Annotated in this window: 14 protein-coding genes and 1 tRNA gene; 7 read left to right on the top strand and 8 right to left on the bottom strand. The window is 64.1% G+C overall.

Annotated features, from left to right (window positions below):
• Nucleotides 1-119 precede the first annotated feature (119 nt).
• A tRNA-Ser gene (locus FJ430_RS06020) sits at nucleotides 120-209 on the top strand.
• A 183-nt stretch (nucleotides 210-392) separates the two neighbouring features.
• Nucleotides 393-914, top strand: a complete 522-nt coding sequence (locus tag FJ430_RS06015) for a hypothetical protein (RefSeq protein ID WP_140704450.1) — start codon at nucleotides 393-395, stop codon at nucleotides 912-914.
• A 73-nt stretch (nucleotides 915-987) separates the two neighbouring features.
• Here the strand turns inward: FJ430_RS06015 and FJ430_RS06010 are convergent, their stop codons facing one another.
• The 4 genes from FJ430_RS06010 to FJ430_RS05995 are packed head-to-tail and all read right to left on the bottom strand — an operon-like array spanning nucleotide 988 to nucleotide 5,520.
• Nucleotides 988-1,869 (bottom strand): HlyD family secretion protein, encoded by an 882-nt coding sequence (locus FJ430_RS06010; protein ID WP_181175300.1) that lies wholly within the window; start codon nucleotides 1,867-1,869, stop codon nucleotides 988-990.
• Nucleotides 1,866-2,075 (bottom strand): DUF1656 domain-containing protein, encoded by a 210-nt coding sequence (locus FJ430_RS06005; protein ID WP_140704448.1) that lies wholly within the window; start codon nucleotides 2,073-2,075, stop codon nucleotides 1,866-1,868. Before FJ430_RS06005 ends, FJ430_RS06010 begins: the two co-directional genes overlap by 4 nt.
• 4 nt (nucleotides 2,076-2,079) lie before the next feature.
• Complete coding sequence (locus FJ430_RS06000) at nucleotides 2,080-4,125, bottom strand: FUSC family protein (protein WP_140704445.1); 2,046 nt, start codon at nucleotides 4,123-4,125, stop codon at nucleotides 2,080-2,082.
• Nucleotides 4,126-4,173: 48 nt separating this feature from the next.
• The gene (locus FJ430_RS05995) at nucleotides 4,174-5,520 is read right to left on the bottom strand and encodes an MFS transporter (protein ID WP_140704443.1); all 1,347 of its coding nucleotides are present in this window, start codon (nucleotides 5,518-5,520) and stop codon (nucleotides 4,174-4,176) included.
• A 152-nt stretch (nucleotides 5,521-5,672) separates the two neighbouring features.
• On the opposite strand from FJ430_RS05995, the gene FJ430_RS05990 reads away from it, so the two are divergent.
• Nucleotides 5,673-6,128 carry a MarR family winged helix-turn-helix transcriptional regulator gene (locus tag FJ430_RS05990; protein ID WP_140704441.1) on the top strand — a complete coding sequence of 152 codons (456 nt, stop codon included), beginning with the start codon at nucleotides 5,673-5,675 and terminating at the stop codon, nucleotides 6,126-6,128.
• Nucleotides 6,129-6,695: 567 nt separating this feature from the next.
• The gene (locus FJ430_RS05985; RefSeq protein WP_140704439.1) at nucleotides 6,696-7,700 is read left to right on the top strand and encodes a DUF1186 domain-containing protein; all 1,005 of its coding nucleotides are present in this window, start codon (nucleotides 6,696-6,698) and stop codon (nucleotides 7,698-7,700) included.
• 216 nt (nucleotides 7,701-7,916) lie between these two features.
• Here the strand turns inward: FJ430_RS05985 and FJ430_RS05980 are convergent, their stop codons facing one another.
• Nucleotides 7,917-8,672 (bottom strand): MBL fold metallo-hydrolase, encoded by a 756-nt coding sequence (locus tag FJ430_RS05980; RefSeq protein WP_140704437.1) that lies wholly within the window; start codon nucleotides 8,670-8,672, stop codon nucleotides 7,917-7,919.
• A 143-nt stretch (nucleotides 8,673-8,815) separates the two neighbouring features.
• Between FJ430_RS05980 and FJ430_RS05975 the strand changes: the two genes are divergently transcribed.
• Entirely contained in the window at nucleotides 8,816-9,388 is a 573-nt protein-coding gene (locus FJ430_RS05975) for a TetR/AcrR family transcriptional regulator (protein WP_140704435.1), read from the top strand.
• A gap of 41 nt (nucleotides 9,389-9,429) precedes the next feature.
• Here the strand turns inward: FJ430_RS05975 and recQ are convergent, their stop codons facing one another.
• Both recQ and FJ430_RS05965 read right to left on the bottom strand, forming a co-directional pair.
• Nucleotides 9,430-11,265: a DNA helicase RecQ gene (recQ, locus tag FJ430_RS05970; RefSeq protein ID WP_140704433.1), complete on the bottom strand. Its 1,836-nt coding sequence runs from the start codon at nucleotides 11,263-11,265 to the stop codon at nucleotides 9,430-9,432.
• Nucleotides 11,265-12,911: a hypothetical protein gene (locus FJ430_RS05965; RefSeq protein WP_140704431.1), complete on the bottom strand. Its 1,647-nt coding sequence runs from the start codon at nucleotides 12,909-12,911 to the stop codon at nucleotides 11,265-11,267. The genes recQ and FJ430_RS05965 overlap by 1 nt, the downstream gene beginning before the upstream one ends.
• A 454-nt stretch (nucleotides 12,912-13,365) precedes the next feature.
• Here FJ430_RS05965 and FJ430_RS05960 point away from each other — a divergent pair, with 454 nt between their 5' ends.
• Together FJ430_RS05960 and FJ430_RS05955 are read left to right on the top strand one after the other, a co-directional pair.
• Nucleotides 13,366-13,992: a LysE family translocator gene (locus FJ430_RS05960; RefSeq protein WP_140704428.1), complete on the top strand. Its 627-nt coding sequence runs from the start codon at nucleotides 13,366-13,368 to the stop codon at nucleotides 13,990-13,992.
• Between the two features lie 219 nt (nucleotides 13,993-14,211).
• Nucleotides 14,212-15,291, top strand: a complete 1,080-nt coding sequence (locus FJ430_RS05955) for a glycosyltransferase family 9 protein (RefSeq protein ID WP_181175298.1) — start codon at nucleotides 14,212-14,214, stop codon at nucleotides 15,289-15,291.
• On the opposite strand, the gene FJ430_RS05950 is transcribed toward FJ430_RS05955, so the two are convergent.
• Nucleotides 15,288-15,620 (bottom strand): cupin domain-containing protein, encoded by a 333-nt coding sequence (locus FJ430_RS05950; protein WP_140704422.1) that lies wholly within the window; start codon nucleotides 15,618-15,620, stop codon nucleotides 15,288-15,290. The two genes, FJ430_RS05955 and FJ430_RS05950, sit on opposite strands and share 4 nt — an antisense overlap.
• Nucleotides 15,621-15,641 lie beyond the last annotated feature (21 nt).

Below are 15,641 nucleotides of genomic sequence, written 5' to 3'. Positions count from 1 at the left end.
CCCGTCCCCTCTCCGCCGCTTTTCGCGGAAGCTGGAAATCGGTCGAATAGGGCCTTGTAACTCCAGCAGTCAGCCGTTATCTAGTGCGCCGCGCCGGCAACGGCCGACCATGACCTCGCGGAGAGGTGGCAGAGTGGTCGAATGCACCGCACTCGAAATGCGGCATACTCGCAAGGGTATCGGGGGTTCGAATCCCTCCCTCTCCGCCATCTTGCTTCGCTCTTCGAGCTTCGCAGGATAAGCACGATCCTTCGTGCGAAGCAGGATGCCCTCCGAAGCTTTAGCGAAGTAGGGCTCGCCCGACTTAAGAACGCCTCGAGTCCAGACCGCGTTTCGATCGATCCATACCCGGGTCGTGAAGCAGCACACATACGCGTGACAGAAATCCGACCATGGTCGATAATAATATGATCTCAGGGGATCATCCTGCGAAGGATCGTTCGATATGCGCGCTGGGCGAAATCCAACTGTGTCCCGGTCGCTCTTCGGATCGGCTGTTGATTGGTCGAACCATCGCGGCTGCCCTGGCAATTGCTTTTTCCGTTTCGCCTTCGCATGCGCAACCACAGCATCGTTTGCCGAGCGGTTACAAATGGGGCCGCTGCCTGCTTGTCGTTCATGGTCAGACCCGCATCTCCGGAAAATGCTCCTATCAGATCGAGCAGGGCGGCGATTTCAACATCCAGGGACCTCATCAGGTATTTGCGAGTATCGACTATCCCGACACGCATAGCGGGGCCGGTGAAATGTCCAAGGATTACTGGGCCGTTGTCTACAAGGACGGCGATCTTTGGGCGGGCTATGCGAACGGGGATATTCGCGACACGCACGGCGACGGAAAAGATTGGGGAGAGCTTCACCGCGAAGGCGCCTGCTACGTTGGAAATGACGTCCGGGTGTGCCTTTGGCGTTAGCCGGCTCAAGCAGATCGATTGGCGGTAAGCTGGTCGCAGCCACAGCTTGGTGAGTGACCCGATCGTCGGGTTTTCAGTCGGCGGCCGCCCGGTCGATGGTCACTGTCGCGGAGGTTCCGACGACCAGCCTCGCCTTGGTGGCGGCGTCGCCGTCGAGCACGATATGCACCGGAACGCGCTGCGCCAGCCGCACCCAGGTGAAGGTCGGGTTGATGTCCGCCAGCAGCGTCCCGGAGGTGCGTTCGCGGTCCTCGATGCCGGCGGCAATGCTTGCGACATGGCCCGACAGTGACGATTTCCATCCCATCGGTCGGATCGACGCCCTGGCGCCGACCTCGATGCGCGGCAGTTTCGTCTCCTCGAAATAGCCGTCGATGCGGACCGTGTCGGTGTCGACCAGCGCCATCGTGGCCGCGCCCGTCGTGACATAGTCGCCAGGGCGAAGGCTGAGATTGGTGATGATGCCGTTGACCGGCGCCCTGACTTGCGCGCGGTCGAGATTGAGCTGCGCCAGGTCGCGCGCAGCGCTTGCCTGCAGGCTTTCCGACTCCGCCTCGGCCACGCTCGATTGCGCCTCCTCGATCTGCTGGACGCTGACCGCCGAGGCTGTCAGGCGTTTCAGACGTTCCAGGTTTCTCCTCGCCTGGTCGAGCGTCGCCTGTCGGCCCTCCACCACCGCCTGCGCCTGCACAAGGGCGACGGCAAAGCGCTGGCGGTCGACCTGGAACAGCACGTCGCCCTTCCTGACCGCCTGGTTGTCCTTGACCAGGACCTCGGCCACGAGACCTGAGACGTCCGGCGTGACGCCGACGACATCGGCGCGCACATGCGCGTCGCGCGTCCATGGGGCACTCATGTTGTCGTCCCACAGCTTCCAGGCGGCGACGCAGGCGACGGCGACGACGGCGGCCGTGACGAGGACCCTGCCGGTCAGTCGAAGAAGACGGTATTTCATGAGAACAGCCGATTTGAGAGCGAGGACATTGCCCCGAGGATGAGGATGTACAGCGCGAGGTTGAAAAGCGCCCGGTGCCAGACAAACGAATAGAGGCCGGTCCACGACAGCACCTGCCAGACGATCCGGGCCACCACGAAGGCCGCCAGCATCGCGACCAGAAGCCCCGGCAGATAGACACCGCCAATGCTGATATCGTTCTGCATGTATCTACTCCGCTACCAGGAGCATCGGCTCCGGCACTGTCGAATGAACGGGTGGCGCGGCGTTTCGGAACAGCGCGCGCCGCAGCCCGACCAGCGCGTCGACGGATCGCCGCGCCGGCGCGGCCTGACGGCCCGCGACGAGGGCGAGCGCGGCGTCGATGCGTTCGCGCAGCCCCGGTGACGCCGCAACAGGCTCGCCGAGCCGGAGCCGCTCCTTGAACAGCACGGCAATGGCGGACAGAACCTCGCCGACCGCTGTCCTTTCGTCCGAGGTGAGCCGGTTGCGCAGCCGCTGCAACTCCACGATGTTCAGCCCCAGCCTGATTTCCGCATAGCCGTCGATCGTCGACAGCTCCTTGTTTTCCATGGATGCGAGCCGGGGAACGAGTTGCCCGAGGCGATCGAGCATGCGCCCCGCGAGCCTGCGCTGGTCCTCGGCGCGCTCGCCCGCGGCAAGCTGGGCAAGGTCGGACCAGCCGGCATGCACCAGTCGCCGGGCGGCGATCTCGCCACCGAAAGGCCGGACCACCAGCGTCCACACAAGCGCGAAACCGACGCCGGCGAGCGCGGCGAGCCCACCGCCCGCGAAGGAGGTGAAATCGGCGGAAAACCTGTCGCTGAGCGCGATGAACGACGCCGTGTTCACGGTGAGCAGCATCGCCAGCATGTTGAGCTGAGGCCTTGGAATGATAGTGCCGAGCACAAGGAACGGCGGCGCCAGCACGAGAACCAGCAACGGAAAGCTCTGGATCGAGGGCAGGATGGCGAACTGATAGGCCGCGGTGACCACAAGGCTCGCCGTGCACCAGATGAACATCGACAGGAGAAGCGGCGCGGGCCGGTCGGTCGCCGCGAAGAACGAGCAGGCGACCGCCACCATCAGCACGAATCCGGAGCCTTCGGCCCAGCCCGAGTAGATCCACAGGGCGAAGGCAATCAGGACGGCGACGATCACCGAAGCGGCATAGAAGAACAGCATTCCATAATCGTGATGGCGGGTGCGCGAGAAGGTCCGGCGCCGGCGGAAAGCAAGCTTTTCACCGCTGGATTCGCCGGTCGCGATCTGCTTCTTCAGGACGAGGCAATCGTGCCAGGCATCGACGATCTCGCGCAGCCGGGCGAGCGCGCTGTCTAGGATCAGGCTCTTCCAGTCAACGGCATAGGCAGGCGGACGCAGATCGGCGATGCGCGAACGCAGCGCGACGGCGCGGTCAGGATCGGCCACGGCCTGCAGCCAGCACCCGACATCGTCGAGCAGGGCGATGAGATCGTCGCGCAGCACCCGGTCCTGCGATCTCAGTTCATGAAGCCGGTCATCGAGCGAGGAAAGCAGGGGAAGCAGCAGCATGAGACGCCCGCGCAATTGCCGCGCCTGCCGCGTAAGCCCGTGCGTCTGGTGATCGTATCCGAGTTGGCTGATGAGGATGTCGAAGCCGGAAATGTCGGATGCCAGCTTCTGCCGGACCGGAGGCGCCGGCCGCGCAGCGCCCTCGCCGCGCAGGATTTCACCGGCCCACTGGGCGGCGTCGCCCAGCCAAGTGGAGATACGCGACGACATCAGGGAAGATAGCCCGATCGGGAACACCAGCTGCGCCACCAAGCTGGCGCAGACGATGCCGAGGATGATCTCCTGGCTGCGCGCCGAGGCGATGTCGAAGATCGTCTGCGGCGCATCGACGGCCGGCAGCGCGATCAGCGGCAGCGAATAGCCGGCGAGCATGAAGACATAGCTGCGCGGCGTGCGGTCGAGCATCGAGATGTAGAGCAGAACCCCTGTCCACAGCGCCACGGCGATGCTCATCAAGAGCGGCGAATTGACGAAGGTCGGCAACAGCAGGACGGCCCCGGCCGCGCCGATCAGCGTGCCGAGCGCGCGGTAGAGCCCTTTGGACGAGGTCGCGCCGGCAAGCGGATTGGCCACCACATAGACGGCGGCCATGGCCCAGTATGGCCGCGGCAGATCGAACGAAAGCGCTATATAGAGCGCCAGCATCGAGGCGAGGAACGCCTTGATCGAAAACAGCCAGTCCTGCCAGGAGGGAAGCGTCATGGGTTTGGCTCTCGCGCCCGCCTGCTCACTGGCGGGCGCCACGGTTGGCTAGCGGTTGATGTCAACATCCTTGGTCTCGCGCCCGATCAGCAGGGCGACCAGCGTGAGCACCGCCATGGCCGAGAGATAGACGCCGACCCAGAGAGGCCCGCCGCCCGTGCTCCACAGCGCCACGGCGATGAAAGGCGCGACCGCGGCGCCGAGGATGGACGACACGTTGTAGGAAATGCCCGAGCCGGTGTAGCGCACATTGGCCGGGAAAAGTTCAGGCAACAGCGCTCCCATCGGGCCGAAGGTCATGCCCATCAGGCTGAAGCCGATGATGAGCCAAGCCATGACGCCGACCGTGCCGGCATGCAGCATCGGCACCCATGACAGCCCGAAGATCGCGATGGCGATGGTGATCCAGATCAGCGTGCGGCGCCGGCCCCAGCGATCGGCCCAGGGCCCCGAGACCATGGTGAAGACGCCGAAGAAGACCACGCCGATGATCATCATCAGCACGAAGGTCGTGTAGCCATAGCCGAGGCCGGGCACGGCGGCCGAGGGCGCGGCGCGGCCGTAGCTCAGCGAAAACGTCGTCATCAGGTAGAACAGCACATAGGTGGCGAGCATGTAGAACGTGCCGAGGACGAGCTCTTTCCAATGCGTGTTGACGACCGAGGCCAACGGCATCTTCCTGACCTTGCCGGCGCGCACGGTGTTGTCGAAGGCGGCGCTTTCGACGAGGTTCAGCCGCACCCAGAGGCCGATGGCCACCATGATCAGCGAAAACAGGAACGGGATGCGCCAGCCCCAGGACAGGAAGGCCATGGAAGGCCGCGAGGGGTCGTCCGAGGGCAACATGGCGGCGATGATCAGGAACAGGCCGTTGGCGATGATGAAGCCGATCGGCGCGCCCAATTGCGGAAAAGTGCCGTAGACGGCGCGCTTGCCCTTCGGCGCGTTCTCGGTCGCGACCAGCGCCGCGCCGCTCCACTCTCCGCCGAGGGCAAAACCCTGAGCGAGGCGCAGCACCACCAGAAGGGCCGGCGCCAGCCATCCAGTGCTCGCATAGGTCGGGAGCAGGCCGATCAGGAATGTCGCCAGGCCCATGGTGAGCAGCGCGCCGACCAGCGTGATCTTGCGGCCGCGCCGGTCGCCGAGATGGCCGAAGAAGATCGCGCCCAGCGGCCGCGCGATCATGGCCGCGCCGAACACCGCGAATGAGGCGAGCAGCGCCGTCGTGTCGTTGCCGGAGGGGAAGAACAGATGCGGGAACACGAGCACCGCCGCCGTGGCATAGACATAGAAATCGTAGAACTCGATCGTGGTGCCTATGAGGCTCGCCAGGATCACCCTGGAGCGGGGATTGGCGGGGGAAGCTGCTGGCACTGCGTCGAAGGCAACGGACATCGAAAACACCTTTGGGGGAACGGGCCGAGGCCGGTCCCCCGTGTTGAGAACGGAGACTTGGTGAGAACGGATCTGTCCGGATACAACGGATCGATCGTGTTGTCTCGCCGATATAGATTGCATCCTAATAGATTGTATGCGAACGATTAGCAATGGAAAATGAACGGTCCAGAAGCCGCGAAACGATCGGCCAGATCATAACCAACGTGGCGCGCCTCTGGCGCCGCACCGCCAACGAGCGGCTGGATCGCTGCGGCCTGTCCCACGCCATGGCCATGCCCCTTCTGGCGCTGTGGCAATTGGGCGGCGAAGCTCGCCAGGGCGCGGTTGCCGAACAGGCCGGCCTCGAAGGTCCTTCGCTGGTCCGTCTTATCGACCTTCTGGTGGCGGAAGGCCTTGTCGCGAGACGGGAGGATCCAAGCGACCGCCGGGCCAAGATCGTGTCGCTGACCAAGGAAGGCGAGGCGCGGATGAAAACCATCAACGCGGTGCTTGCCGAGCTCAGGCACGAGCTGGTCTCGCTGATCGGCGACGAAGAGCTCGAGACCGCCTCCGTTGTTTTGCGCCAGATCCAGGCGGAGCTCGCCAACAAGCTCGGCGAGGGCTGAGCGGCGGCTTGTTGGCGCCGGGGCTATTCGCCAGAGACGTCGGACCGGCAGCTCGGCGGCCACAGCCATCGATCGCCCGCCGAGCGATCCGCATTGCCTCAGTCGCATTTATCGTGAGACTGCCGGCTATCGGGGGCACGACTGGCGTGTCTGGGCATGGAGCGGCACAATCGCCTGTTGATGATATCGACGGCATCGGAACGGACGACGCTTCCGAAGGGTATCCCGCCTCGGGGTGTCGCCGGTAGTCCGGTCGCGCCTGTGCAGCTGTCCTGGAAGACACCCTCCCGTGACCCAGCCTGAATCCGACGGTGCAGGCGTGCGTCCTGCGGGTCCCAGAGCGTTGATGACCGTTCGTCTTTCTCAGGGAAGCGCCATCTATCCCGGCAACGTCAAACGTTCGAGGAAACGCCCCTGGCGATCAGTGTTGCTAAGGGAACGATCGACCGCCTGGAATTCGTAGTATTGGTATTCGCTCATCGTCGCTCTCATGATTGACACAAGTGTGTGGCTGGGGAATCGATAGCACGGCGCCTAGCCAGGGCTCCATCGACGCGACTGGACGCGATGAAAAAAGAAGATTTGGAAAAGCTGCTTTCCGACGACAGCAGCGACTTCGAGCTGTATCCGATAGACCGCTATCTCCATGCCGTGGCGACCGAACGCGAGGTGCCGAATCTCGCAATCGCGGTCTGCACGATCAGGATAGAAGAATCAGCGCCTGCGCTGCGCGCCGTCCTTGAACGCGCCGCCAACGGACAGCCTTTGTCGGACGATGAAGAGATGCTGCTCTTCAGGGGCGTGTATATCCTCGGCGGCGCCCGTGACACCCAGGCATGCCAACCTTTGCTGCGTCTGCTGCGCCGCCCTGGGAAGGAAGCCGACCGGCTGCTTGGCGACGCCATAACCGAAACCTTGTCGCGCATCATCGTAGGCGTATTCGATGGCGACGCCGAAGCGCTGTTCGGCATCATTGCCGACCGCTCCGCCGACGAATTCATTCGCGACGCGGCGTTTGGCGCGGTGACCTTTTTGACCTGGGAAGGTCGCATCGAGCGCGACCGGACAAGGGATTTCGTGGAACGGTTCTACAGGGAGAGGCTTGCCGACGACTGGGATTACACGTGGATCGGCTGGCTGCAAGCCATCGCGATGCTTGACCTGCGAGACCTCGTTCCGCTTGTCTACAGCGCTTGGGACGAGGGCCGTATCCCGGAAGATGCGCTTGAACGCAGTGATTTCGAAAGCGACCTGCGGGAAGCCGAGCAGCAGCCCGGCGACATCGGCCGGTTCGATCGCGCCAGTCTGAGTTACATCGAGGATGTCCTTGTGGCGCTGGATTGGACCCGCGGCCTTGACGATGACGACGACTTCGATTTTGGCGACGACGACTTCGAGTTCGGCGACGACGATTTCGATCTTGACGAGGACGAGGATGGGCAAGCCTCATGGCTGGACCGGGCCTTCTCCAGCGTCACACCAGCCACCAACCCTTGGCGCGACATCGGGCGCAACGATCCGTGCCCTTGCGGAAGCGGCAAGAAATTCAAGAAATGCTGCCTCGCCAGCTGATTGGCGATCCTTCGCGAAGATGGCCTCCGAAGCCTTGGCGAAGGAGGCCGCTCATTCATTTCAGGCTACGCATTCGCGCGGTGCCCTTCGCAGGACTGACATCCTGAGCCCGAAGCAGGATGCAGCATACGAAGCCGGCGTTCGGGCAGGTGCGCCCCTGCCGGCTGCAAACGCCGGTGATCCGGCAGTCCGTCTTTGTACCGTCTACGAGCGCGCTCATGCTGCCAGCCTCTGCATGGCTTCGGTCATCTGAGCCGAGACACGGCGGTCGTAGTCGTCGGCAAGCGCCCGCAGGGCCGCAGCCCCGTCGCCGGAAAATGACGGGCCGTGCATGAGCGCCAGAGTGCGTGGCGCGAGCTTGGCAAGCTCGCGGATCGTCGTGCCCATGCCGGGATTGAGTGCCGAATATTTGAACAGATCCTCGGCGGCGATCGCCGGGCCGACAACATCGCCGTCGGTCAGCGCGCGGTCGTTGCCGAGTTGGGTGAACAGATCGCCGCAGAGCAGGGTGCCGGTCGATTCCTCGTACATGACGCCGGCGTCCCAGCCATGCGGCGTGTGCGGTGTATCGATGAAGCGCACGCGCTTGCCGCCGCCGATGTCCATCACCTCGCCATCCTTCAGCACCCGCGGCGCACGATCCGCGAAATCGTTGAGCGACACGTAAACGCCTGTCTGTCCGTGCGCGGCCGTTGCTTGCGGCGCAACGGAGAGCCACTCGTTCATGGCGCCGCATTCGTCGGATTCGAAATGGCCAAATCCAATCCAGCGAAGACGCTCCGGCGGGATGATACGGGCAAGCGCGTCGCGGTTGAGCGCGAACAGCTTCCGCAGACCGGTGTGGAACATGAGCGGCTCATCGCCCATGACCAGGAACTGGTTGAAGGTGAAGCCGACGGGCGGAGCGATGTCCGATACATAGGTCGATAGGCGGTAGATGCCCTCGGCGATTTCGTCGATTTTCGTTTCCATGGAATCTCCTGCAAAACAATGGTTGCGTTCCCTCTCCCGGTTGATCCCGGGCTGGACTTCGACCAAAATCGAAGTACATATGTGTGTAGCGAAATATTAGAGCCCTGTCAACAATGGATGCACATACGTGTGCATTTAAATACATGACCCGCAAATACACCCTTAAACGCCGTGCCGAGCAGCAGGCGGAAACCCGGCGGCGCATCGTCGAAGCTGCGATCGACCTGCACGGTAGCGTTGGTCCCGCAGCAACGACCTTCAGCTTGGTCGCCGAGCGTGCCGGCGTTCAGCGACACACGCTCTACGCCCACTTCCCCGACGAGCGCAGCCTGCTGCAGGCCTGCTCGAGCACGCATATGGAGACGCATCCGCTGCCGAGCCCGGAGCCGTGGCGAGTTGTGGCCGACCCAGGCGAACGGATGAGGATCGCGCTGCTGGCGATCTATGAATGGTACGGGCGCAATGAAAGCGTGGTGGCCAGCGTGTTGCGCGACGCCGAACATCACCCGCCAACCCGGGAGGCTGTCGAGATGAGCATCGGCCCGTATTTCGCGACCTGCCAGGGGGTGCTCGGCGAAGGCCTTGGCGGCAGCCAGCGAGCGTTGCTACGGGTGGCGCTGAGCTTCTTCACCTGGCGCACGCTGGTGCGCGAAGCTGGCCTGCAGCCCGTTGAAGCCGTAAACGCCATGGTTCAGGCCGTCCAAGGCGTGGGTTAAGCGGCAGACTCCGGCGGCAGTAGGCTGAGACGTGCGTGTTGTCAGCTTTCTGACGGGTGCGCCGCGATCGCACTCAAGAACGCCTCCCCGAACTCCTTGAGCTTCGCTGCACCCACGCCGTTCACTTCGGCAAAGTCGTCGAGGTCGCGCGGACGGCGCTCGGCCATGTCGATCAGGGTGCGGTCGGAAAACACCACATAGGCCGGCACCTGGCGTTCCTTGGCGAGCCGCAGCCGCAGCGTCTTGAGCGCGGCCAGCAAGGAAGTGTCCACGCCCTCGCCCGTGGCAGAGCCTTGCGCGGCACGCTTCCTGCCGCGCGCCAGACGGTCCCGGCCTTCGACACGATACTCGAACGCAACCTCGCCGCGGCCGAGCGCGCGGCCGCTTTCCGAGATGGCGAGGCCGCCATGGCCGTCGGGATCCGGCACCAGGAAGCCGCCGGCGACAAGTTGCCGGATGAGCGACAGCCAGACCGGCTTCCGGTGCATGATGCCGGTCCTGAAGCTGGCGAGCTGCTGATGGCCTCTGGCCAGCACCTTTTCGGTCTCGTGGCCGAGCAGGATGTCGATGACATGGGCGGCGCCGAAGCGCTCGCCGCTCTGCACGACGGCCGCGAGGATGATCCGCGCCTCCGCCCCGCCATCGGCGCGCGGCGCCTGGTCGAGGCAGTTGTCGCAATTGCCGCAGGCTTGCGCCTCCTCGCCGAAATAGCCGAGCAGCACCTGGCGCCGGCACTGCGCCGTCTCGCAATAGCCGATCAGCGTGTCGAGCCGGCGATGCGCCCGTCTTTTGTGCTCGGGCGAGGTATCCTCGTCGTCGATGAACATCCGGCGCGTGCGGATGTCGCCGGCGCCGTAGAGCATGTGCGCTTCCGCCGCTCGGCCATCGCGGCCGGCACGGCCGATCTCCTGGTAATACGCCTCCAGGCTGCCGGGCAGGTCGGTGTGGAAGACATAGGCGACATCGGGCTTGTCGATGCCCATGCCGAAAGCGATGGTCGCCACCATGACGACGCCGGACAGGCTCATGAAGGTGTTCTGGTTCGCCTCTCGCACCTCCTTGCTCATGCCGGCATGGTAGGCGAGCGCGCGCACGCCGTTCTTCTCCAGGAAAGCCGCCATTTCTTCTGTCTTGCGGCGCGACAGGCAATAGATGATGCCGCTCTTGCCCTGGTGACGCTCGATGAAGCGCAGCAGCTGGCGCTTGCTGTCCTGCTTGGGCTCTATCGCCAGCTTGATATTGGGCCGGTCGAAGCCCAGCACCAGGGTTTCGGCGCGCCCGGCAAACAGCCGCGCTTCGATGTCGGCGCGCGTGGCCTCGTCCGCCGTCGCCGTCAGCGCGATGATGGGCACCTGCGGAAACACGCCGCGCAATTGCGACAGGTCTTCATATTCGCGCCGGAAGGCCGGTCCCCATTGCGAGATGCAATGCGCCTCGTCGATGGCAATCAGGCCGACATCGAGCCGGGACAGGGCTTCGAGCATCCGCTCCGTCATCAGCCGCTCCGGCGCCATATAGAGCAGCCGCGTCTGCCCGGACGCCACGCGGCGCCAGGCAGCGACATTGGCGTCGCGGTCGAGCGAGGAATTGATGGTGTCGGCGGCCACGCCGGCAAGGCGCAAGGCGGCGACCTGGTCCTGCATCAGCGCCACCAGCGGCGACACCACGATGGTAAGCCCGCCTTTGACCAGCGCCGGAACCTGATAGCAGAGCGATTTGCCGGCGCCTGTCGGCATCACCGCCAGCACATGCCGCCCGGACAGCAACGCCTCGATCACGGTCGCTTGCCCGGGGCGAAAATCGTCGAAGCCGAACACATCCTTCAGGACGCGCCGCTTGTGATCCTCGGCCCGGATGCTCACTGCCTGCGCCGGCATCACCGCGCCGTTCCCGCGTTCAAGGTGTAGGCCGGCATTTCGTAGCCGAATTCGTGGCAGAAGCTCTCCACGCGGGCGAGGAACGCCGCTGGCAGGCTATGCAGATAGGTCTGGAATTCTTCATTGCGCTCCCATTTTCTCAGCGACGTCGGCCGTATCGGATTGTCCGCATCGCGGCTGTAAAGCGTGACCGGTGACAGGCCGAACGACCGGGCGATCCTGCCCTGGACGATATCGGGTTCGGCGATCAATTCCTCATAGCGCAGATAGAAAACGGCTCTTTCGGGTTGAGCCTTTCTAAGGCGCGTCAACCCGTCATACTCCGCCTCCCAGCGCTCGGTCGTTACGTGAAAACGCCGTTCGTTCACCGTCTCTGGATGGGAGCTTGTGAGCACGTCGAAAGGATGCCGCACGCAATAGATCAATCCGACCGAGCCAGGCAGATGCTCGATGTCCTTATGGCTCTCATAGGTGCGTTTGACGACCAGATTGACTTCGGGGCGATCCAGTTCGAGCAGCGCCTGATACGGCGCTTCGTCCCTATGAACATAGATATCGTCGAAACACGCCATCAAACGACGGCTTAGCGTGGTTCCGCTGCGAGCACAGCCGGCAATGAAGATTCTTTTGCGAAACGTCATTGCAGAGGGCAGCCGGGGCGCAGCCTTGCGCAATCGCCAGAACAGTCGTCTTGCGCCACGGCGCAGAGTGGTCGCCGGCATCTGGGCTGCTTTGCCAGGAACGTCCCTCGACGTGATCTCGGCCAAGGCGATGCCGCTCTCTCCGGCAACGGCGTAGAGCAGCCAGGTGCGGCCTCTCTCCTCGAAAATCGCAGGATCGCGCAACGCGTTCTCCGCGCCTTCGGCCGGCCCGTCCCGGCTGGGGCAAACCGGCAAGCCCGCGCCTTCGAAGTCCGTCTGCGGCCGCAGCAGTACGGTCTCGCCCTTGACCGTCCAGCGTCTCCAGTCCTCGGCGAGATCGATCGTGCCGTGAAGTATCCGTTCCGGCGCGTCGCCCCTGCGCGTGTAAAAGACCCGCAGCCAGCGACCGGATTTCTGCAGTGCAAGATGCCTCGGGGTGGGAAGATGCTTCATGCCGGACAGAACGGCCGGGCCCCGTTCGAAATCGGAGATGCCGGTCCTGGAGCGGAAGACGGTGATGGCTCCTGTCCCGAGAAGACCGTACCACCACTGATCGTGGCGGAAGAACCGGGCATAGGAAGGCCCGAGCGGCTCGGAAAGCGGATTGAAATGAAGGCCGTCACCGGATGTCGCGGCAAAGGTCGTCTGGCCTTCTCCGCCTTTTGCCGGTCCGTGAAAATACATAACGAAGCGGCGATTCCGCTGATCGACATGAACGTCGGGAGACGCGATGTGGCCTTTGATGAACGGACATTGAGCGAGGGACAGTACCCCGCCGGGATGGATGCGCCACGGGCCTTCGATCGAATCGGCGTAGGCGAGGCGGATATAAGAACCCCCGTGATCGGCGAAATAGAGATAGTAGGCGCCCTGCCGCCCAGGCGCCCAGTCCGGCATGCCGATAAGCGACGGCCCGTTGATGTTGATCCCATCGCCGCCGGGCAACATGTCCGGCGTCACAATAAGCCCAAGCCGGCTCGCGGTGAGAATGGGTGGCGCGATCATGCGGCAGGCTGCTTCCGGTCGCCGATTCCATCCTGGCGACAAGCGCGCCTGTCGTGGAGCCTGCACGTTCCAGCCCGGCTTCGCCGGGTCTCACATGTCGCTTGCTCTTCCAAGCCAGCCCCCCTTGATCTTGCCGCCGCCTGGGGCAGGCGCCTTGGCTCGATTGCCGATCCGGCATCGTTCGGCCTTGTCGTTCGATACAACGACGTGCATTGAAACGAAAGGTCAAAGCAATGCCGCGGTCCATTCCCGGCGGCTTCGAACGACAGGGCTGTGGGGACAGCGTACGCTTGCGACGAAATCATCGAAGCGTGGAAGGCCGTCATGACATTCCGCTCGAATCGCGGCGATCGCCGACTTCGCCGCCCGAGAGTTCCCCCGGCCCGTTCTGCGGTGCTATAACGCCGAGCCGCTCCGAATGAAGAGCGACGCTCGACGCAAAAGGAGCCTTGGCATGATCGATCCCGCGACGCTCGTCACCTACATCGCGGTCGTGTTAGGCTTCGTCTTCATCCCGGGGCCGGCGACGCTGCTCACGGTCGCGCGGGCGACGAGCTCGGGCACGAAGGTCGGCATCGCCACCGGCGCCGGTGTCGCGGCTGGCGACGTGATCCACACCATCATGGCCATCGTCGGCATTTCGGCCGTCGTCGCCGCTTCGGCGATGCTGTTCAGCATCGTCAAATATATCGGCGCGGCCTATCTCGTTTATCTCGGCATCCGCGCCATTTTCGAAAAGGCGCCGGCAGATCTGGCGGCCACGACCCTCCCCATTTCCGCGGGCGGGGCCTTCCGGCAGGCGATCCTGACCGAAGTGCTCAATCCGAAGACCGCGCTGTTCTTCCTGGCCTTCCTGCCGCAATTCGTGCACCCGCAAGGTGGTTTCGTGGTGCTGCAGCTGATGCTGCTGGGTATCATCTTTGTTCTGCTCGGGCTCTTCAGCACGGTCGTCTTCGCCGTCAGCGCGGGCGGCCTGGGTTCCTTGCTGCGCCGCAATCCGGCGGTGTTGAAATGGCAGGGCAAGGTGGTCGGCGGCATCTATTGCGCGCTCGGCATACGCCTGGCGCTGCAGCAGCGCTGAGACGCTTCACCCGGCGGCGCCGGCCCCAGGCAGGCATGTCATAGCCGAATTCGCGACAGAAGGCCCGCATGGCCGGCGTCGGCGGGGTGACGAGATCGCGCTTTCTTTATAAAAGAAACCAAGCATATTCTTGCAGAACTCAGCCGGGGGCTTGCTGATATTATTCTTCCGCAGTCGTCCTGCTTCTCCGACACCACAGCAATGGAATCCGTCTCCGCCATGGATTCGTCCGCGCCCGTGCTGATATTCTATGCCCGCAACGACGCGCTTGGCGACGGCCTGCTGCGGATTCCGGCCCTGCGGGCGGCGAGGACGGCCTTTCCGCAAAGCCGTGTCGTCTACGGCGCCATGCGCGGCTCATCGCTGTCGCATGCGTTGCACAAGCATGTCGCGCATCTCGTCGACGATTTCAGGACGAAGACGCCGCTTTCAGCCATCCTCGCCGAATTCGCGCCGCGCGGCCGCAAAGCCATCGTTGTCGATCTGCGCACCGGCGTGCCGGGCCTCATGCTCACGGCTCTTCGACTTGTGGGCCGGGGCATCCGCTACGAAGCGAACTTTGCCGGCCATCTTCTGTCGCTGCGCTGGGGCACGCGGTTGACGCTGCGGCCGGAACACAATGCCTGGCGCTACCACCGGCTGGTCGAGCGCCTGGCGGGGCGGCATCTGCCTTTCGACCACAGGCTCGATGTGCCGGACGCCGCCCGGACACTGGCGCGCCAGCTGCGCGGCGGTTGCGGCAGTCCGCTCGTCCTGCTTGGCGGCAATGCCCAGGGCAGGAAGTGCATGAGCGAAGATCAGGTGGTGGCCGTTGCCGGCAATCTCATCGATGCCGGCTACCGGGTGCTGTATCTGGCGACCCCCGGCGGCGGGCCGACGCCACTGGCGCTCCTCGCAAGGGAAGGCCGCCTCCAGGTGGCCGGTCCGGAACTGGCGCCGGACATTGCAAGCTTCGACGATCTCTTGCTTGCGCTGGGCGAGATGGCGGTCGCCTATATCGGCATGGAGGGCGGACTGGCGCATCTGATGGCCGCCGTCATGACGCCGGCGGTGATCGTCAACAACGGCGCCAATATGGAGCGCTGGCGCCCCCTTTCAAACGCGGTCGAAGTCGTCACGGCGCCAAGGCGAGGCCGTTCGGCCTATGTCGCCGACGCGCCGGTCGAGGCCATACTCGATGCCGCGCATCGCCTGCTCGCGGCAGGCCGCCGCGATCACATGGCGGTCGCAGCGGTTCCGGAAAGGTGTGAAACCGCTCCGGTCCAATCGGCGTTCGATAGAGCCGCCGACCTGTCCTAACCGAGGAAATCGGCCCGGCAAGGCGCAAAGCTGTCGACCAGCCGCCCGGCCTCCAGCGCCTTGACGCCATGCACGAGATTGGCCGGCACGATGAAGCTGCTGCCTGTTTCGAGGATCTCCGATCGGCCGTCGACAGTGACCTCGAAGCGACCCTCGGCGACATAGCTTGCCTGGACATGCGGATGCGAGTGCAGCGCCCCGACTCCGCCCTTGTCGAAGGCGAACTCGACCATCATCAATTCGTCGGTATGCACCAGCACGCGCCGCCTGTTGCCGTCCGGCGTCGGCTCCCAGGCTTTTTCGCCCGCATGCGAAAAGATATCGGTCATCGCTCAGCTTCCGTTCGGCTT

The sequence above is a fragment of the Mesorhizobium sp. B2-8-5 genome (assembly GCF_006440675.2).
Classification (GTDB): Bacteria; Pseudomonadota; Alphaproteobacteria; order Rhizobiales; family Rhizobiaceae; genus Mesorhizobium.
The sequence above is the reverse complement of the archived record's forward strand: the minus strand, read 5'-3'. Positions and strand labels throughout refer to the sequence as shown.